The sequence below is a fragment of the Nonomuraea sp. NPDC049504 genome (assembly GCF_040676845.1).
Classification (GTDB): Bacteria; Actinomycetota; Actinomycetes; order Streptosporangiales; family Streptosporangiaceae; genus Nonomuraea; species Nonomuraea salmonea.
Genome location: NZ_JBFAPT010000029.1, coordinates 96,188 through 113,548, shown reverse-complemented (window position 1 = coordinate 113,548; position 17,361 = coordinate 96,188). Strand labels below are relative to the sequence as shown.

General features: G+C 70.1%; 18 protein-coding genes. 14 read left to right on the top strand and 4 right to left on the bottom strand.

What is annotated here, in order from left to right:
* The first annotated feature begins 32 nt into the window (after positions 1-32).
* Positions 33-305 (top strand): hypothetical protein, encoded by a 273-nt coding sequence (locus AB0K28_RS41170; RefSeq protein WP_345386173.1) that lies wholly within the window; start codon positions 33-35, stop codon positions 303-305.
* 11 nt (positions 306-316) lie between these two features.
* On the opposite strand, the gene AB0K28_RS41165 is transcribed toward AB0K28_RS41170, so the two are convergent.
* Together AB0K28_RS41165 and AB0K28_RS41160 are read right to left on the bottom strand one after the other, a co-directional pair.
* On the bottom strand, positions 317-973 hold the full coding sequence (locus AB0K28_RS41165; RefSeq protein WP_364381126.1) for an MBL fold metallo-hydrolase: 657 nt from the start codon (positions 971-973) through the stop codon (positions 317-319).
* Positions 970-1,782: a maleylpyruvate isomerase family mycothiol-dependent enzyme gene (locus AB0K28_RS41160; RefSeq protein ID WP_364381124.1), complete on the bottom strand. Its 813-nt coding sequence runs from the start codon at positions 1,780-1,782 to the stop codon at positions 970-972. Before AB0K28_RS41160 ends, AB0K28_RS41165 begins: the two co-directional genes overlap by 4 nt.
* 216 nt (positions 1,783-1,998) lie before the next feature.
* Between AB0K28_RS41160 and uvrA the strand changes: the two genes are divergently transcribed.
* The gene (gene uvrA / locus AB0K28_RS41155) at positions 1,999-4,839 is read left to right on the top strand and encodes an excinuclease ABC subunit UvrA (protein ID WP_364381121.1); all 2,841 of its coding nucleotides are present in this window, start codon (positions 1,999-2,001) and stop codon (positions 4,837-4,839) included.
* Positions 4,840-5,043: 204 nt separating this feature from the next.
* On the opposite strand, the gene AB0K28_RS41150 is transcribed toward uvrA, so the two are convergent.
* Complete coding sequence (locus AB0K28_RS41150; protein ID WP_364381118.1) at positions 5,044-5,703, bottom strand: DUF2306 domain-containing protein; 660 nt, start codon at positions 5,701-5,703, stop codon at positions 5,044-5,046.
* Positions 5,704-6,093: 390 nt separating this feature from the next.
* Between AB0K28_RS41150 and AB0K28_RS41145 the strand changes: the two genes are divergently transcribed.
* The 7 genes from AB0K28_RS41145 (at position 6,094) to whiA (ending at position 12,643) form a co-directional block, all read left to right on the top strand.
* Positions 6,094-6,504 (top strand): Rieske (2Fe-2S) protein, encoded by a 411-nt coding sequence (locus tag AB0K28_RS41145; RefSeq protein WP_364381115.1) that lies wholly within the window; start codon positions 6,094-6,096, stop codon positions 6,502-6,504.
* A gap of 132 nt (positions 6,505-6,636) precedes the next feature.
* Positions 6,637-7,095 (top strand): Rieske (2Fe-2S) protein, encoded by a 459-nt coding sequence (locus tag AB0K28_RS41140; RefSeq protein ID WP_364381112.1) that lies wholly within the window; start codon positions 6,637-6,639, stop codon positions 7,093-7,095.
* Positions 7,096-7,141: 46 nt separating this feature from the next.
* Positions 7,142-7,621, top strand: coding sequence for a Rieske (2Fe-2S) protein (locus tag AB0K28_RS41135; protein ID WP_345386159.1), 480 nt, complete (start codon positions 7,142-7,144; stop codon positions 7,619-7,621).
* Positions 7,622-7,736: 115 nt separating this feature from the next.
* Entirely contained in the window at positions 7,737-9,665 is a 1,929-nt protein-coding gene (gene uvrC, locus AB0K28_RS41130) for an excinuclease ABC subunit UvrC (RefSeq protein ID WP_364381109.1), read from the top strand.
* A 64-nt stretch (positions 9,666-9,729) separates the two neighbouring features.
* Positions 9,730-10,596 carry an RNase adapter RapZ gene (rapZ, locus tag AB0K28_RS41125; RefSeq protein WP_364381106.1) on the top strand — a complete coding sequence of 289 codons (867 nt, stop codon included), beginning with the start codon at positions 9,730-9,732 and terminating at the stop codon, positions 10,594-10,596.
* 23 nt (positions 10,597-10,619) lie between these two features.
* On the top strand, positions 10,620-11,591 hold the full coding sequence (gene yvcK, locus AB0K28_RS41120) for a uridine diphosphate-N-acetylglucosamine-binding protein YvcK (RefSeq protein WP_364381103.1): 972 nt from the start codon (positions 10,620-10,622) through the stop codon (positions 11,589-11,591).
* Positions 11,592-11,662: 71 nt separating this feature from the next.
* Positions 11,663-12,643 (top strand): DNA-binding protein WhiA, encoded by a 981-nt coding sequence (gene whiA, locus AB0K28_RS41115; RefSeq protein ID WP_026214667.1) that lies wholly within the window; start codon positions 11,663-11,665, stop codon positions 12,641-12,643.
* Positions 12,644-12,701: 58 nt separating this feature from the next.
* Here whiA and AB0K28_RS41110 read toward each other — a convergent pair whose 3' ends face one another.
* Positions 12,702-13,343: a hypothetical protein gene (locus tag AB0K28_RS41110; protein WP_364381100.1), complete on the bottom strand. Its 642-nt coding sequence runs from the start codon at positions 13,341-13,343 to the stop codon at positions 12,702-12,704.
* 184 nt (positions 13,344-13,527) lie between these two features.
* Here AB0K28_RS41110 and gap point away from each other — a divergent pair, with 184 nt between their 5' ends.
* The 5 genes from gap to AB0K28_RS41085 all read left to right on the top strand — a co-directional run bounded on the left by gap (position 13,528) and on the right by AB0K28_RS41085 (position 17,318).
* Positions 13,528-14,532, top strand: coding sequence for a type I glyceraldehyde-3-phosphate dehydrogenase (gene gap / locus AB0K28_RS41105; RefSeq protein WP_345386153.1), 1,005 nt, complete (start codon positions 13,528-13,530; stop codon positions 14,530-14,532).
* 67 nt (positions 14,533-14,599) lie between these two features.
* On the top strand, positions 14,600-15,787 hold the full coding sequence (locus AB0K28_RS41100; protein ID WP_364381194.1) for a phosphoglycerate kinase: 1,188 nt from the start codon (positions 14,600-14,602) through the stop codon (positions 15,785-15,787).
* Between the two features lie 3 nt (positions 15,788-15,790).
* On the top strand, positions 15,791-16,570 hold the full coding sequence (gene tpiA, locus AB0K28_RS41095; RefSeq protein WP_364381097.1) for a triose-phosphate isomerase: 780 nt from the start codon (positions 15,791-15,793) through the stop codon (positions 16,568-16,570).
* A 99-nt stretch (positions 16,571-16,669) separates the two neighbouring features.
* Complete coding sequence (secG, locus tag AB0K28_RS41090; RefSeq protein ID WP_345386151.1) at positions 16,670-16,900, top strand: preprotein translocase subunit SecG; 231 nt, start codon at positions 16,670-16,672, stop codon at positions 16,898-16,900.
* 73 nt (positions 16,901-16,973) lie between these two features.
* Entirely contained in the window at positions 16,974-17,318 is a 345-nt protein-coding gene (locus tag AB0K28_RS41085; RefSeq protein WP_355421780.1) for an RNA polymerase-binding protein RbpA, read from the top strand.
* Positions 17,319-17,361 lie beyond the last annotated feature (43 nt).

Below are 17,361 nucleotides of genomic sequence, written 5' to 3'. Positions count from 1 at the left end.
ATTTTTCGTCTTATTTCGGCTTTGATGGAGCCATGTCGGCCACGCCGCGCGAGCACACGCGTACGTACTACCTCGGCAAGCTGGCGACGGAGCTGGAACAACGCGGGCTGACCGCCCTGCTGCGGTCGGACCCGCCCGCGTTGCGCATCAGCCACCCCGACGCGGCCCTGATGGCCGAGACCGTGGACTGCGCCGCTCTGTCGGAGGGCTGGTTCTACCGGTGGTCGTGGGGCGAGCTCGTCGGGCTCGCCGACGATCCCGCCCTGGCGGCCGAGCGCATCGCCCACGTGCTCGCCACCCGCTGACCGTCCCCCTGTTACCAGCCCCTGGCCTTCCACTCCGGGAGGGCCGGGCGCTCGGCGCCGAGCGTCGTGTCCTTGCCGTGGCCCGGGTAGACCCAGGTCTCGTCGGGCAGGCGGTCGAAGATGCGCTCGACGACATCGGTGAAGAGCTGGTTGAACCGCTTGGGGTCCTTCTGGGTGTTGCCCACGCCGCCGGGGAACAGCGAGTCGCCGGTGAACAGGTGGTGGCCCTCGGGGCCGGCGTCGTACAGCAGGGCGATCGAGCCGGGCGTGTGGCCGCGCAGGTGGATGACCTCCAGCGTGACCTCGCCGAACGTGATCGTGTCGCCGTGCTCGACCGTGCGGTCGGCCGGGAGGGGGAGCGCGGGCGCGTCGAGCGGATGGGCGATCACCTGGGCGCCGGTCACCTTCGTCACCTGCTCGAGCGCCTGCCAGTGGTCGCCGTGCTGGTGGGTGGTGATGACCGCGCGGACGGGCCGGTCGCCCATGAGGGCCAGCAGCCGGTCGGACTCGGCGGCGGCGTCGATGAGCACCGACTCGCCGGTCGCGGTGCAGCGCAGCAGATAGGCGTTGTTGTCGAACGGGCCTACGGCGAGCTTGGAGATCGTCAGCGCGGGCAGCTCGCGTACGTCGGCGGGGCCGCCGACCTGGACGTCACCGGTATAGGTCATGGGTAGTCCTCTGGGGGTGTCGTGGGCAGATCAGCGGGGGCCGGCATCGTCAGCCACGGCGGCGGATCGGGAAGACCCGCACCGACATCGCCACCGACTTCTCCGCGTCCGGGAGTGGACGATCGCCCCACGGGCACCAGACTAACCCCCTCGCCACGCGACCTGCCGGTGAGCCAGGCCAGCATGTCGTGCGGCGCGCCGCGGACGGCAGGACCGTCGCCGAGCCCGTGCCTGGCGGTGATCCGGCCGTCCTCGACGAGCTCGATCCGGCCCACCGCCTTGTGGTCGCGGGGCCAAGTGGCCAGGCAGTCGTGCAGCTCCCGGCGTACGAAGGGGGCGGGCCAGTCGCCGGGGGTGTGACCGGCGGCCAGGTCGACGTGGTGGAAGCCGATCTCGCGCAGCCGGCGGACGAGCAGGTACCAGGCGGGGTGCGGCGGCGGGCGCATGCCCTCCACCTGCGCCGGCCAGGCGTACGCGGGCAGGTCACGCACGGCGGCGGCCAGGCGGGCGGCGCCGTCCTCCAGCTCGGCCAGGTGGCGGGCCACGGGATGGGTGGCGGCGGCCTCGATCGCGGCGGACCTGGCGGCGAACGAGGCGTACTGAGGGGTGCGGACGCCGGTTCGCGCCCAGGACAGCAGGTTGAGGTGGGAGTCGGCGTTCTGGGCGAGGTGGGCGAGCACGTGGCCCCTGGTCCAGTCCGGCAGGAGCGAGGGGGCGGCGAGGTCGGCGTCGGAGAGGGACGCGGCCGTGGCCAGCAGCCGGTTGGTGGCCACGGCCAGCTCGGCCTGCAACGCGGGTAGGACGCTCATGTACGGATATTTCACCATCTGCGGCAGCCGAATGGAGGAGGGCATAAAACCGCAGGTCAGCGAGTTGACATTCCAAGGGGTCCTCCCCTGCCGGGAGATGGCCGTAACCTGGGAGAGACGGATTTTCGGGGGCCGTGGATCGGGCCGCCGAAATTGTCGGAGCCGCCGTCTACCATCCCCCGTGGACCTATCCGCCTTTCGACTTCCGGGATCGCCGTGGCTGACCGCCTGATCGTGCGTGGTGCACGAGAACACAACCTCAAAGACGTCTCGCTGGATCTGCCGCGAGACTCGCTGATCGTCTTCACCGGCCTATCCGGCTCGGGCAAGTCGAGCCTGGCCTTCGACACGATCTTCGCTGAGGGCCAGCGGCGCTACGTCGAGTCGCTGTCGGCGTACGCCCGCCAGTTCCTCGGCCAGATGGACAAGCCCGACGTCGACTTCATCGAGGGCCTGTCGCCGGCGGTCTCCATCGACCAGAAGGCCACCAGCAAGAACCCCCGCTCCACCGTCGGCACCATCACCGAGGTCTACGACTACCTGCGGCTGCTGTGGGCCCGCATCGGCAAGCCGCACTGCCCGGTGTGCGCGCGCCCGATCGCCCGCCAGTCGCCGCAGCAGATCGTCGACCGCGTGATGGACCTCGAAGAGGGCACCAGGTTCCAGGTCCTCGCGCCGGTCGTCAGGGGGCGCAAGGGCGAATACGCCGAGCTGTTCCGCGAGCTGCAGACCAAGGGCTTCGCCAGGGCGCGGGTCGACGGCACCGTCGTGCGGCTGGAGGAGCCGCCGACGCTGAAGAAGTACGAGAAGCACGACATCGAGGTCATCGTCGACCGCCTGTCGGTCAAGGAGTCGGCGCGGCGGCGGCTCAACGACTCCGTCGAGACGGCGCTGCAGCTGTCCGGCGGCACGATCACGCTGGAGTTCGTCGACCTGCCGGAAGACGACCCCAACCGCGAGCGCTTCTACTCCGAGCACCTCTACTGCCCCTACGACGACCTGTCGTTCGAGGAGATGGAGCCGCGCTCGTTCTCCTTCAACTCGCCGTTCGGCGCCTGCCCCGAGTGCACAGGTCTCGGCACCAAGATGGAGGTCGACCCCGACCTCGTCGTGCCCGACCCCGAGCGCGCGCTCGGCGACGGCGCCATCCACCCCTGGTCGGGCGGCCACACCAGCGAATACTTCACCAGGCTGATCGAGGCGCTCGGCCACGCCATGGGGTTCGGCCTCGACACGCCGTGGGAGCGGCTGCCGAAGAAGGCCCAGAAGTCGCTGCTCTACGGGCACGAAGAGCAGATCCACGTGCGCTACAGCAACCGCTTCGGCCGCCAGCGCGCCTACTACACCACCTACGACGGCGTCATCCCGTGGGTGCAGCGCAGGCACGCCGAGGCCGAGAGCGACGCGGCGCGCGAGCGCTTCGAGGGCTACATGCGCGAGATCCCGTGTCCCGCCTGTAAGGGGGCCAGGCTCAAGCCGGTCAGTCTGTCGGTCACGGTCGCCGGGAAGTCGATCGCCGAGGTCTCGTCGATGTCGATCGGCGAGTGCGCCAAGTTCCTCGCCGCGCTCAAGCTGTCCGACCGCGACATGCAGATCGCCGAGCGGGTGGTCAAGGAGATCAACGCCCGCATGGGCTTCCTGCTCGACGTCGGCCTCGACTACCTCACGATGGACCGCGCCGCCGCCACCCTCGCCGGTGGCGAGGCGCAGCGCATCAGGCTCGCCACGCAGATCGGCTCTGGCCTGGTCGGCGTGCTCTACGTGCTGGACGAGCCGTCCATCGGCCTGCACCAGCGCGACAACATGCGGCTGCTCGACACCCTGATCAGGCTGCGCGACATGGGCAACACGCTGATCGTGGTCGAGCATGACGAGGACACCATCGCCGCCGCCGACTGGGTGGTCGACATCGGGCCGGGCGCCGGCGAGCACGGCGGCCAGGTCGTCGTGTCCGGCACCGTCCAGGACCTCCTCACCAGCGAGGAGTCGATGACCGGCGCGTACCTGTCGGGGCGCAGGAGCATCGCCGTGCCCGCCAAGCGCCGCAAGCGTGACAAGAAGCGGCAGATCACCGTCAAGGGGGCGCGCGAGCACAACCTCAAGGGCGTCGACATCGAGTTCCCGCTCGGCGTGTTCACCGCGGTCACCGGGGTGTCGGGGTCCGGCAAGTCGACGCTGGTCAACGACATCCTCTACAACGCGCTGGCCAAAGAGCTCAACGGCGCCCGTACGGTGCCGGGGCGGCACTCCCGCATCAACGGCATGGACCAGGTCGACAAGGTCGTCCACGTCGACCAGTCGCCGATCGGGCGCACCCCGCGCTCCAACCCGGCCACCTACACCGGCGTCTTCGACCACGTCCGCAAGCTGTTCGCGGCCACGGCCGAGGCGAAGGTGCGCGGCTACCAGCCGGGGCGCTTCAGCTTCAACGTCAAGGGCGGGCGCTGCGAGGCGTGCGCCGGCGACGGCACCATCAAGATCGAGATGAACTTCCTGCCCGACGTCTACGTCCCCTGCGAGGTCTGCCACGGCGCCCGCTACAACAGGGAGACGCTGGAGGTCCACTACAAGGGCAAGACGATCGCCGAGGTGCTCGACATGCCGATCGAAGAGGCCCTCGGCTTCTTCGACGCGATCCCCGCCATCAAGCGGCACCTGCAGACGCTCAACGACGTGGGGCTCGGTTACGTACGCCTCGGGCAGCCGGCCACCACGCTGTCCGGCGGTGAGGCGCAGCGCGTCAAGCTGGCCTCCGAGCTGCAGCGGCGGCAGACCGGGCGGACGATCTACGTCCTCGACGAGCCCACCACCGGGCTGCACTTCGAGGACATCAGGCGGCTGCTCGGCGTGCTCGGGCGGCTGGTCGACGGCGGCAACACCGTCATCGTCATCGAGCACAACCTCGACGTCATCAAGACCGCCGACTGGATCATCGACATGGGTCCCGAGGGCGGGTCGCGCGGCGGCACGCTGGTGGCGGCGGGGACGCCGGAAGAGGTCGCGCTGGTGGACGAGAGCCACACGGGCCGCTTCCTCCGCAAGATCCTCTCCCTCTGACCCACCCGATCCGCCCCCTGACGCCCGGGGGGCGGATCGCCCGGTCGTGGGGCTGTCGGCGAGGGGGCGGGTGTCGTGGCCGATGGGTCGAGGTGGCTGGTCGGGTGCTCGGATGTGGTGGTCGGTTGTCAGGTTGTGTGGTGTGGCCGGGTGTGGTGGTCGGTCGTCAGGTTGTGTGGTGTGGCCGGGTGTGGTGGTCGGTCGTCAGGTTGAGCGGTGGGCGCGGGTGCGGGCGCGGCGCTTGGCGGCGTCGGTGCGTTCCAGCCACCACTCGGCCACCAGCAGGGGCAGCACCCAGCCGAGCCAGGCGCTCAGGGCCGCGATCGTCTGCATCAGCTGCGTCTCGTCGCCGTTGAAGGTCGTGTCGAGCTGGGGGAAGAACAGGATTCCGAACAGCACGCCGTAGATGCGGTTGGTGACGATCGACATGGTCAGGGCGAAGCTCCGCACCATCCAGCGGCGGTGGTCAGCGAAGCGGCGCTGCCTGGCCATCCGCCAGCCGGCCAGCGTGCAGCCCAGCCACAGCAGGGCCAGCAGGACGTTGCTGACCATCGTGACCGGGCCCCATGGTGTCGCCACGCCCACGGTCAGTCCGAGGAGACCGCTCGGGAGGCAGCCGGCGAAGACGTACACGCGGCCGATCCGGCGGTGTGCACGGGGGTAGCGGGCGCGGAACCACGGCCAGATCTGCAGGCAGCACGTGATCATCGCGATCGAGCCGAACACCACGTGCAGGGAGAGCACCGCGAAGTGCGGCGGGAAGAAGTCAGGGGCCGGCACTCGTGACTGTGCGGGGTCCAGCGACAGGTACGGCGGCAGCGAGAACGCCACGAACGCCGCCGCCACCACCATCAACGGCGCCACCCACGGCCTCCGCCACCATCGAGGACGCACGCCCGAGGCAGGAGCGCCCCGACCCGAGGTGGCTCGGTCGAGGGGGAGCGGGTCCGCCCGCGTGGGGTCGAAGGGGCCAGGGCTGGAGGCGTCTGAGCCGGACGTGGCTCGGTCAGAGGTGAGCGGGCCAGTGGGGGTTGGGCCGGTGGGGGTTGGGCCGGTGGGGAGGGTCATGGTCCGAGGGTGGGGGGTGGCGCTGACCGTGGGCGTACCACCCGCTGACCGGACCGAGGGGTGCCGTCAATAAGCTGTTCTCACGATGATGGCCGCATCGGGGGCGACACCGGCGGCCGGCAGATACGGCACGCGCATTCGTACGCGCGAAAGACATCAGGCGACGGGACAGATCGGGGCGGAGCCATGTCCGGAAACGGGTTGGGGCGGCGGGAGATGCTGGGTGCGGCGGGGGCGGCGGCCTGTGGGCTGGCGGCGCTGACCGCGTGCGGATCAGGGGGCGCGCAGGCCCAGCCGAGCCTCAAGGGGAAGGTGCTGGCCAAGACGGCGGACGTGCCGGTGGGCGGGGGGAAGCTCATCGAGGACCTGAAGGTCGTGGTGACGCAGCCCGAGCCGGGAGTCTTCAAGGCGTTCAGCTCGCTGTGCACGCACAAGGGGTGCCAGGTCGGTACGCCCAAGGACAACGTCATCAGGTGCGCGTGCCACGGCAGCGAGTTCACCGCGGACACCGGTAAGGCGACGAAGGGTCCGGCCACCGGGTCGCTGCCCTCCTTCCCGGTCAAGGTGGAAGGCGACGGCATCGTGATCGTCGGCTGAGCTCCGGCCGCCGGAAGGCGTTTCGCCAATCGGTAATTGTGCGTAGTCGGCTCGATTGGGGTGCGGCACGCTGAACCCCTGCCAGGGCGCGGGCCGTACCTGGGAGTGAAAGCCGATCTGGGAGGACGCACGATGACGGAAACGACGCGGCGGACGGTTGTCTTCGGGGCCGGCACCGCCGGCCTGGCGGCCGTGCTGACGGCCTGCGCGAGCTACGGCACGCCGGAGACCGAGGCGGACGTGGAGGCGCCGGTTGAGGAGGAGGCGTCGTCCGCACCCAAGAAGGGCGAGGCGAAGGCCAAGGCGAAGGCGCTGGCCGACACCGGCGACATCCCCGAGGGCGGGGGCAAGGTCTTCAAGAACCAGCAGGTCGTCGTGACGCAGCCGACGGCCGGCGAGTTCAAGGCGTTCAGCGCGGTCTGCACCCACCAGGGCTGTACGGTCGCCTCCGTCTCGAACCAGACGATCAACTGCCCCTGCCACGGCAGCAAGTTCAGCATCGCCGACGGCTCGGTGACGGACGGACCGGCGGGCAGCCCGCTGGAGGAGAAGCAGATCGAGGTGGACGGCGAGAAGATCAGACTTGCCTGAGACTCATCTCATGAATTTCTAAGCTGGGTGCGCTTGGGTGAGGCGCATGGCAGATGACCTTCAGAGCCGCAGAGCGGTGTTCGCGAGTGTCGGCGTGGGTGGCCTGGCGCTGGCGATCAGCGCGTGCAGCGGCGACTCCGGTACCGACACGGCGCAGACCGCGCCATCCCCAGCCGAGTCGAGCGCCCCGCAGTCGGGTGCCCCCGAGGCGAGCGCGACGGCGTCCGAGGCCCCGGCCGGCGGCGCGCTGGCCAAGACCGCCGACATCCCGGTGGGCGGCGGCACGGTCTTCAAGGAGCAGAAGATCGTGGTGACGCAGCCCACCGAGGGCGAGTTCAAGGCGTTCAGCGCGTTGTGCACGCACAAGGGCTGCCCGGTCACCAGCGTCGAGAACGGCGCGATCGTGTGCCCGTGCCACAACAGCATGTTCGCCATCGCCGACGGATCCGTGTCCGGCGGGCCGGCGCAGAAGCCCCTGCCGGCGCAGGAGATCAAGGTCGAGGGCGACAGCATCATGCTGGCCTGACCATGCCGGCCTGACCATGCCGGCCTGACCATGCCGATTTGATGAGGTGCCCGCCGTACGAGCGCGAAGAGTACGGCGGGCAACTCTGTCGGTATGGGCTACTAGGCTGACAGGCGTGGCGAGATCAGCGGCTAACACCTTGAGTTTCCGGCCCAGGCCGGGTTCGATCCCGGAGTCCCCGGGGGTCTACAGGTTCAGGGACGCGCACGGCCGGGTGATCTACGTCGGCAAGGCCAAGAGCCTGCGCCAGCGGCTCAACTCCTATTTCGCCGACTTCTCCGCGCTGCATCCCCGCACGCAGTCGATGCTGACCACGGCCGCCGACGTCGACTGGACGGTCGTCGGCACCGAGGTCGAGGCGCTGCAGCTCGAATACTCCTGGATCAAGGAGTTCGACCCCCGCTTCAACGTCAAGTACCGCGACGACAAGTCCTACCCCTACCTCGCGGTCACCATGGGCGACGACTTCCCGCGCGTGCAGGTCATGCGCGGAGCCAAGCGCAAGGGCACCCGTTATTTCGGGCCCTACTCCCACGCCTGGGCCATCCGCGAGACCGTCGACCTGCTGCTGCGGGTCTTCCCTGTGCGCACGTGCAGCGCCGGGGTGTTCAAGCGGGCGGGGCAGATCGGGCGGCCGTGCCTGCTGGGCTACATCGACAAGTGCTCGGCGCCGTGCGTCGGCCGGGTGACTCCTGAGGAGCACCGTGACCTGGCCGAGGACTTCTGCGACTTCATGGCGGGCAACACCAGCCGCTTCATCAGGCGTCTCGAGAAGGAGATGCGCGAGGCGGCCGCCGAGCAGGAGTACGAACGCGCCGCCCGGCTGCGCGACGACATCCAGGCGTTGCAGCGGGCGCTGGAGAAGCAGGCCGTCGTGCTCGGCGAGGGCACCGACGCCGACGTGATCGCGCTGGCCGAAGACCCGCTCGAAGCGGCCGTGCAGGTGTTCTACGTGCGCGGCGGGCGCATCAGGGGCCAGCGCGGCTGGGTGGTCGACAAGGTCGAGGAGACCTCGCCCGGCGAGCTGGTCGAGCAGTTCCTGCTGCAGATGTACGCCGAGGCGGGCGCCGAGTCGATGCCCCGCGAGGTGCTGGTGCCCGCGCTGCCGCCCGACACCGAGGCGGTGGCCGAGCTGCTGACCGAGCAGCGCCGGGCCCGCGTCGAGGTGCGGGTGCCGCAGCGCGGCGACAAGAAGTCGCTGATGGAGACCGTCGAGCGCAACGCGAAGGAGTCGCTGGCCCAGCACAAGATCCGCCGCGCCAGCGACCTGACCACGCGCAGCAAGGCGCTGCAGGAGATCGCCGACGCGCTCGACCTCGACCAGGCGCCGCTGCGCGTCGAGTGCTACGACGTCTCCCACCTGCAGGGCGAGAACGTCGTGGCCTCCATGGTGGTCTTCGAGGACGGCCTGGCCCGCAAGAGCGAATACCGGCGCTTCGCGGTCAAGACCAAGGAGGGCGACGTCGCCTCGATCTACGAGGTGATCACCCGCCGCTTCCGCCGCTATCTGGAGGAGCGTTCGGCCACCGGCGAGCTGGCGGCCGACGACGACGCGGGCGGCGGCCCCATCGACCCGGAGACCGGCAAGCCGCGCAAGTTCGCCTACCCGCCCAACCTCGTCGTGGTCGACGGCGCCGGCCCTCAGGCGGCGGCCGCGCAGCGGGCGCTCGACGAGCTCGGCATCGACGACGTGTCGGTGTGCGGCCTGGCCAAGCGGCTGGAGGAGGTGTGGCTGCCGGGCGACGACCAGCCGGTGATCATGCCTCGTTCAAGTGAGGGTCTCTACCTGCTGCAACGGGTGCGGGACGAAGCGCACAGGTTCGCCATCACCTACCATCGATCCAAGAGGTCCAAGACGGTGAAGGAGAGCGCGCTCGACGGCGTGCCCGGCCTCGGGCCGGCGCGAAGGCAGGCGCTGCTCAGACACTTCGGCTCCGTGAAAAAGCTACGCGAGGCCACTGCCGCCGAAATCTGCGAGGTTCCCGGCATCGGCCCGTCCATCGCCGAGGTCATCGTGTCGACGCTGAAGGGAGAGTCACCTTGATCTCGCCAGGATGCCAGGGTGCGCACGCCGTACGTTCCTGTCCGCCCGCGGATGAGGTGAGACGATGAGCACCGAGCCGGCGTTCGTCATCGTCACCGGCATGTCCGGGGCGGGGCGCAGCACCGCCGCCAAGGCGCTCGAGGATCTGGGCTGGTTCGTCATCGACAACCTGCCGCCCGGGCTGCTGTTCGCCATGGCCGAGGAGGCCGGCAAGGTCAAGCTGGCCGCCGACAAGGTGGCCGCCGTCGTCGACGTGCGCAGCCTGGCCTTCACCACCGACCTCAACGCCGCCATCGAGGAGCTCGAAGGGCGCGGGGTCCGCGTGCGGGTGGTCTTCCTCGAGGCCAGCGACGAGGAGCTGGTGCGCAGGTTCGAGAACGTCCGCAGGCCCCACCCGCTGCAGGGTGAGGGGCGGCTGGTCGACGGCATCACCAGGGAGCGCGGCATCCTGCGCGAGGTGCGCGCCAACGCCGACCTGGTGATCGACACCTCTACCCACAACGTGCACGACCTGCGCGGCAAGATCGTCGACTTCTTCGGCGGCGAAGACCGGCCGGGGCTGCGGCTCAACGTCGTGTCGTTCGGCTTCAAGTACGGCCTGCCGGTCGACGCCGACCTCGTGGTCGACTGCCGGTTCCTGCCCAACCCGCACTGGGTGCCCGAGCTGCGGCCGATGAACGGGCTCGATCCCGCGGTCAGCGACTACGTGCTCGGCCAGCCGGGGGCCAAGGAGTTCCTCGACGCCTACGAGGAGGTCCTGCAGGTGGTCGCGGCCGGTTACGCGCGCGAGGGCAAGAGCTACGCGACGCTCGCGGTGGGCTGCACCGGCGGCAAGCACCGCAGCGTGGCCATGGCCGAGCAGGTCGCCGCCCGGCTGCGTGACCGCGGCATGGAGGTCCAGGTGAGCCACCGGGATGTGGGGCGGGAGTGACCGATGACGGCGTTCCGTCACCGATGACGGGCGCACCCGACGTCCTGGGCGTCGGCAGGACCGGCATCGGGCCGGCGGTCGTCGCGCTGGGCGGCGGCCACGGGCTCTACGCGTCCCTGTCGGCCTTACGGATGGTGACCGACCGGTTGACCGCCGTGGTAACGGTCGCCGACGACGGCGGCTCCAGCGGGCGGCTGCGCCGTGAGCTGGGCGTGCTGCCGCCCGGTGACCTGCGCATGGCGCTGGCCGCGCTGTGCGGCGACGACGAGTGGGGCAGCACCTGGAGCGAGGTCGTCCAGCATCGCTTCCGCAGTGAGGGCGAGCTGCACGGTCACGCGGTCGGCAACCTGCTGATCGTGGCGCTGTGGGAGCTGCTCGGCGACCCGGTGGCCGGTCTCGACTGGGTCGGGCGGCTGCTGGGCGCACACGGGCGGGTGCTGCCGATGGCCTCGGTGCCGCTCGACATCGTGGCCGAGGTGGAGCTCGACGGCGTCATCTCGCCCGTGCGCGGCCAGGTGGCCTGCGCCTCGACGCCCGGCCGCGTGCAGGCCATCTCGCTGGTGCCGGAGGACCCGCCGGCCAGGCCGGAGGCGGTCGCGGCGGTGCAGGAGGCCGACTGGGTGGTGTTCGGGCCAGGGTCGTGGTTCACCAGTGTGCTGCCGCACCTCAAGGTGCCGGCGCTGGCCAGGGCGCTGCACGCCACCCGCGCGAAGAGGCTGGTCACGCTCAACCTCGCCCCCCAGCCGGGCGAGACCGACGACTTCTCCCCCCAGCAGCACCTGGAGGTGCTCAGGCAGCACGCTCCCGGCCTGTCGATCGACGTGGTGCTCGCCGACACCGGGGTCGTCGACGATCCCGACGCCCTCGACAAGGCGGCGGGCGCGCTCGGCGCCAGGCTCGTCATGGCCGACGTGGCCGCCTCCGACGGCTCGCCCCGGCATGACCCACGACGTCTTGCCTCCGTCCTGGACGAGATTTTCCTCCAGAAGCGTTGATCCTGGTCGGCGTGGCGCGAAGGTGCGAGAGACTCAAGAGAGCCGGTCTGAATGGGGGAGAGGACTAACGCATGGCGATGACAGGTGTGGTGAAGGACGAGCTGAGCCGCCTGCCGGTGCTGAAGCCGTGCTGCCGCAAGGCGGAGGTTTCGACGCTGCTGCGGTTCGCCAGCGGCCTGCACCTGGTGGGCGGGCGGATCGTGATCGAGGCCGAGCTCGACACCAACGCCACCGCGCGGCGGCTGATCAAGGACATCGGCGAGGTGTTCGGGCACAAGGCCGAGGTGCTGGTGCTGGCTCCCGCCGGGCTGCGCAAGGGCTCGCGCTACGTCGTACGCGTCTACCGCGACGGTGAGGCGCTGGCCAGGCAGACGGGTCTCATCGACAACCACGGCCGCCCCGTGCGGGGGCTGCCGCGTCAGGTCGTGGCGGGCGCGGCCTGCGACGCCGAGGCCGCCTGGCGCGGCGCGTTCCTGGCTCACGGCTCGCTGACCGAGCCAGGCCGGTCGATGTCGCTGGAGGTCACCTGCCCGGGGCCGGAGGCGGCGCTGGCGCTGGTGGGCTCGGCGCGGCGGCTGAAGATCCACGCCAAGGCGCGCGAGGTGCGCGGGGTGGACCGCGTGGTGGTCCGCGACGGCGACGCCATCAGCGCGCTGCTGACCCGGCTCGGGGCGCACGACAGCGTGCTGGCCTGGGAGGAGCGGCGGATGCGCCGCGAGGTGCGGGCCACCGCCAACCGGCTGGCCAACTTCGACGACGCCAACCTGCGGCGCTCGGCGCGGGCCGCGGTGGCGGCGGGCGCGCGGGTGCAGCGGGCGCTGGAGATCCTCGGCGACGAGGCGCCCGAGCACCTGGTGGTGGCCGGGCGGCTGCGGGTGGAGCACAAGCAGGCGTCGCTGGAGGAGCTGGGGCAGATCGCCGACCCGCCGCTGACGAAGGACGCCATCGCGGGGCGCATCAGGCGGTTGCTGGCGATGGCCGACAAGAGGGCGTCCGACCTGGGCATCCCCAACACTGAGGCCAATCTCACAGTGGACATGCTGGCCCCGTGACCGGACTCGCCGGCGACCAGGGACGGGGTGCTGCCCGTCCCTCGCCGGGGGCGGCGGGCTAGTCGCGGGCGGGCTTGCGCGGGGTGAACAGGTCCGTGGTGGGCTTGGGGGCGGGCTGCTGGGCGGGCTCGAACGGGGCTCGATACTCCGGCTCGCCGGAGGAGTCCTCCGGCTGGTCGGGCGTCTCGGCGCGCTGCGCCCGGCGCACACGCAGGACCCGCAGGGTGAGCAGGACGAGCGCGGCCAGCGCGGCCACGGCGATGTAGAGCCAGGCCGGCCAGGTCTCGGCCAGCGGCTCGCGGTAGACGCGCAGCGCGTACGGCAGACCCTGGTTGAAGACGGGCAGGCTGACGTCGGACAGGTCGGCGGGCGTGCGCTCGCCCGGCGTGCGCAGGCCCGCGCCGATCAGCACGGACGAGCCGGTGATCTGGCCGGCCGCGACGGCGCCGCCCGCGTACACGGCGGCGAGGGGGACGAGCAGGAGGCTGCGCGGGCGTACGGCGCCCATGGCGAGCGTGACGAGGAGGGCGATGAGCAGCGACAGTGCCAGCGAGATGGGCACTCCGCCCCCGAGGCTCATCACCGCCTCCGGCAGGCTCTCCTGGTACAGCACGGCCGCCCCCAGTCCCGCCGCGCAGACGAGCGCGGCGAGCAGGCCGATGAAGAGCCCGGATAGTAGGCCGGACCGCTTATGTGACATCTCAGCCCCCAGAGAATGCACGAATTTACTCCGACGAGTCGGGCACTTTACTCGAACCTCGCAAAACGTGTCGTAGGAACGCCGATTCACATGCCGGTACCTGCAGTGGTCTAAACCAATTTGGGTCCGATAAGGTTCGTGATTGAGGTTTCCAGCCCGCATCTGTTCGAGGAGATCGGTTCCCGTGAGCATCCGCGTAGGCGTCAACGGCTTCGGCCGCATCGGTCGCAACTTCTGGCGCGCTGTCGCCGCCAGCGGCAAGGACATCGAGATCGTCGCGGTCAACGACTTGACCGACGTTGCGACGCTCGCGCACCTGCTGAAGTACGACAGCATCCTGGGCCGCCTGCCCTACGAGGTGAAGGCCGGCGGCGACGAGATCACGGTCGACGGCAAGTCGATCAAGGTCTTCGCCGAGCGCGACCCGGGCAAGCTGCCGTGGGGCGACCTCGGTGTCGACGTCGTCGTCGAGTCGACCGGCCTGTTCACCGACGCCACCAAGGCCAGGGTGCACGCCGACAACGGCGCCAAGAAGGTCATCATCTCCGCCCCGGCGAAGAACGAGGACGTCACCCTCGTGCTGGGCGTCAACGACGGCGCGTACGACCCGGCCCAGCACACGATCATCTCCAACGCCTCCTGCACCACCAACTGCCTGGCCCCGATGGCCAAGGTCATCCACGACTCCTTCACCATCGAGAAGGGTCTGATGACCACCATCCACGCCTACACGCAGGACCAGAACCTGCAGGACGGCCCGCACAAGGACCTGCGCCGCGCCCGCGCCGCCGCGCTCAACGTGGTGCCCACCTCCACCGGCGCCGCCAAGGCCATCGGCCTGGTCCTGCCCGAGCTCAAGGGCAAGCTCGACGGCTTCGCCATGCGCGTGCCGATCCCCACCGGCTCGGCCACCGACCTGACCGTCGAGGTCGGCCGCGACGTCACGGTCGAGGAGGTCAACGCCGCGGTCAAGGCCGCCGCCGAGGGCCCGCTCAAGGGCATCCTCACCTACACCGAGGACCAGATCGTGTCCTCCGACATCGTCACCGACCCGGCCTCCTGCATCTTCGACGCCGGGCTCACCAAGGTGATCGGCAACCAGGTCAAGGTCGTCGGCTGGTACGACAACGAGTGGGGCTACTCCAACCGCCTGGCCGACCTGGTCGAGCTGGTGGGCCGCGGGCTCTGATGCCGGAGCGGTCGCGTACACACCGGGGCGCGCCGTCCGCGTGTCCCGCAGGAACGGGAGCATGAGCATGCGCACGCTCGACGATCTCGACGTGAAGGGGCGGCGCGTGCTCGTGCGCGCCGACCTCAACGTCCCCCTCGACGGGGAGACGATCACCGACGACGGCCGCATCCGCGCGTCGGTCCCGACGATCAGGGCCCTGCTGGAGCGGGGCGCCAAGGTCGTCGTCTGCGCCCACCTGGGCAGGCCCAAGGGCAAGGCCGAGCCGAAATACTCGCTGCGGCCCGTCGCGGCCCGCCTGGGCGAGCTGCTCGGCCAGGACGTCGCCTTCGCCACCGACGTGGTCGGCGACAGCGCCGCGAGCACGGTGGAGGCGCTCCAGGACGGCCAGGTGGCCCTGCTGGAGAACCTCCGCTACGAGCCGGGCGAGGAGTCCAAGGACGACGCCGAGCGCGGCGCGTTCGCGGAGAGGCTGGCCGGCCTCGCCGAGCTCTACGTCGGCGACGGCTTCGGCGCCGTGCACCGCAAGCACGCCAGCGTCTACGACGTGCCCAGGCTGCTGCCGCACGCGGCGGGCGGGCTGATCGAGGCCGAGGTCGGGGTGCTGCGCAGGCTCACCGAGGACACCGAGCGCCCCTACGTGGTCGTGCTCGGCGGCGCCAAGGTCTCCGACAAGCTGGGGGTCATCGCCAACCTGCTGACCAAGGTCGACAGGCTGCTCATCGGCGGCGGCATGGCGTACACGTTCCTCAAGGCCCAGGGCCACGAGGTCGGCAACTCGCTGCTGCAGGAGGACCAGCTCGACCAGGTGCGCGGCTTCCTCGACGAGGCCGGGCGGCGCGGCGTCGAGCTGGTGCTGCCCGTCGACGTGCTCGCGGCGGTCACCTACGCCCCCGACGCCGAGCACGACGTGGTCGAGGCCACCGCGATCCCGGCCGACCGCGAGGGGCTCGACATCGGGCCGAAGACGCGCGAGCTGTTCGCGAGCAAGGTCGCCGACGCCAGGACCGTGTTCTGGAACGGGCCGATGGGCGTGTTCGAGTTCGACGCGTTCTCCGGCGGCACCAAGGCCGTGGCCGAGGCGCTCATCGGCGCCGACGCGTTCACCGTGGTGGGCGGCGGCGACTCCGCGGCCGCCGTACGCAGGCTCGGCCTGCCCGAGGACGGCTTCTCGCACATCTCCACGGGTGGCGGGGCCAGCCTCGAATATCTCGAGGGCAAGACCCTCCCCGGACTCGCGGCCCTGGAGGACTGAGAGTTGCAGCGCAAGCCGCTCATCGCCGGCAACTGGAAGATGAACCTCAACCATCTCGAGGCCATCGCGCTGGTCCAGAAGCTGGCCTTCGCGCTCAACGACAAGGACTTCGACAAGGTCGAGGTCGCCGTCCTGCCTCCCTACACCGACCTGCGCAGCGTCCAGACCCTGGTCGACGGCGACAAGCTCAGGATCGTGTACGGCGCCCAGGACCTGTCCAGGCACGACGGGGGCGCCTACACCGGTGAGGTGTCGGGCGTCATGCTGGCCAAGCTCGGCTGCACCTACGTGACGATCGGCCACTCCGAGCGCCGCCAATACCACGGCGAGGACGACGACCTCGTCAACGCCAAGGTGCAGGCGGCCTACCGCCACTCGCTGACGCCCATCCTGTGCGTGGGCGAGGGCCTGGAGGTGCGTCAAGAGGGCCGCCACATCGCGTACAGTCTCGGCCAACTCGACGGCGCGCTGCGCAAAATCGACGCCGAGCAGGCAAAATCGATAGTGGTGGCCTACGAACCGGTGTGGGCGATCGGCACCGGCGAGGTGGCCACCCCTGAGGACGCGCAGGAGGTCTGCGGGGCGTTGCGAGTGAGACTCGCTGAGCTCTACGACACCGAAGTGGCCTCGGGGGTCCGTATCCTTTACGGTGGCTCGGTCAAGTCAGGGAACATCGCGGGGATCATGGCTCAGCCGGATGTCGACGGCGCGCTCGTGGGCGGTGCCAGCATCGACGCCGGGGAGTTCGCGAAGATCTGCCGATTCTCTGATATACCCGGCTAACTCGGCCGTTCTGGGGGTGCGACTTGACATCAGGTCGTACCCTCAAGAGGCAAGTTTGAATCGTCACGCGTAACAGAGCATCGAAGGAACAGGCATACCGTGGAACTCGGAATCTCCATCGCCCTCATCCTGGCGAGCCTTCTCATGATCCTGCTCGTCCTGCTCCACAAGGGCAAGGGTGGTGGCCTGTCTGACATGTTCGGCGGCGGTTTCTCGTCGAACTTCGGTGGTTCCTCGGTGGTGGAGCGCAACCTCGACCGGCTGACCGTCATCACGGGCGTGGTCTGGTTCGTCTGCATCATCGCTCTGGGCCTGCTTCTGCGGTCCTGAGCAATCAGTTAACGCGTGACAGTGATTCTCCCCCCGTGTCCGCACACGGGGCGATCGAGCGAGGAGTTCATCCGTGGGTAGTGGCAACGCGATCCGTGGCAGCCGTGTCGGCGCCGGCCCGATGGGGGAGGCCGAGCGCGGCGAGGCAGCTCCGAGAGTGCGGGTCTCGTTCTGGTGCGCCAACATGCACGAGACGCGCCCCAGTTTCGCCAGCGACGCGGCGGTCCCCGAGCTGTGGGACTGCCCCCGTTGTGGCCTCCCAGCCGGCCAGGACGAGGAGGCCCCGCCTGCCCCGCCGAAGAACGAGCCGTACAAGACGCACCTGGCTTACGTGAAGGAGCGCAGGAGCGACAAGGACGGCAAGGCGATCCTCGAGGAGGCACTGGAACGCCTGCGCAGCAGCAAGTCCCCCTGGTAGCGGTGGTAGAAGAAGGGGCCCCGGCGACGCCGGGGCCCCTTCG

Bases quoted from the DNA above. Each gene is read 5' to 3' on its own strand.
- AB0K28_RS41170 (WP_345386173.1), top strand. From the start codon at position 33: ATGTCGGCCACGCCGCGCGAGCACACGCGTACGTACTACCTCGGCAAG.
- AB0K28_RS41165 (WP_364381126.1), bottom strand. From the start codon at position 973: ATGACCTATACCGGTGACGTCCAGGTCGGCGGCCCCGCCGACGTACGC.
- AB0K28_RS41160 (WP_364381124.1), bottom strand. From the start codon at position 1,782: ATGAGCGTCCTACCCGCGTTGCAGGCCGAGCTGGCCGTGGCCACCAAC.
- AB0K28_RS41145 (WP_364381115.1), top strand. From the start codon at position 6,094: ATGTCCGGAAACGGGTTGGGGCGGCGGGAGATGCTGGGTGCGGCGGGG.
- AB0K28_RS41140 (WP_364381112.1), top strand. From the start codon at position 6,637: ATGACGGAAACGACGCGGCGGACGGTTGTCTTCGGGGCCGGCACCGCC.
- AB0K28_RS41135 (WP_345386159.1), top strand. From the start codon at position 7,142: ATGGCAGATGACCTTCAGAGCCGCAGAGCGGTGTTCGCGAGTGTCGGC.
- rapZ (WP_364381106.1), top strand. From the start codon at position 9,730: ATGAGCACCGAGCCGGCGTTCGTCATCGTCACCGGCATGTCCGGGGCG.
- yvcK (WP_364381103.1), top strand. From the start codon at position 10,620: ATGACGGGCGCACCCGACGTCCTGGGCGTCGGCAGGACCGGCATCGGG.
- whiA (WP_026214667.1), top strand. From the start codon at position 11,663: ATGGCGATGACAGGTGTGGTGAAGGACGAGCTGAGCCGCCTGCCGGTG.
- AB0K28_RS41110 (WP_364381100.1), bottom strand. From the start codon at position 13,343: ATGTCACATAAGCGGTCCGGCCTACTATCCGGGCTCTTCATCGGCCTG.
- AB0K28_RS41100 (WP_364381194.1), top strand. From the start codon at position 14,600: ATGCGCACGCTCGACGATCTCGACGTGAAGGGGCGGCGCGTGCTCGTG.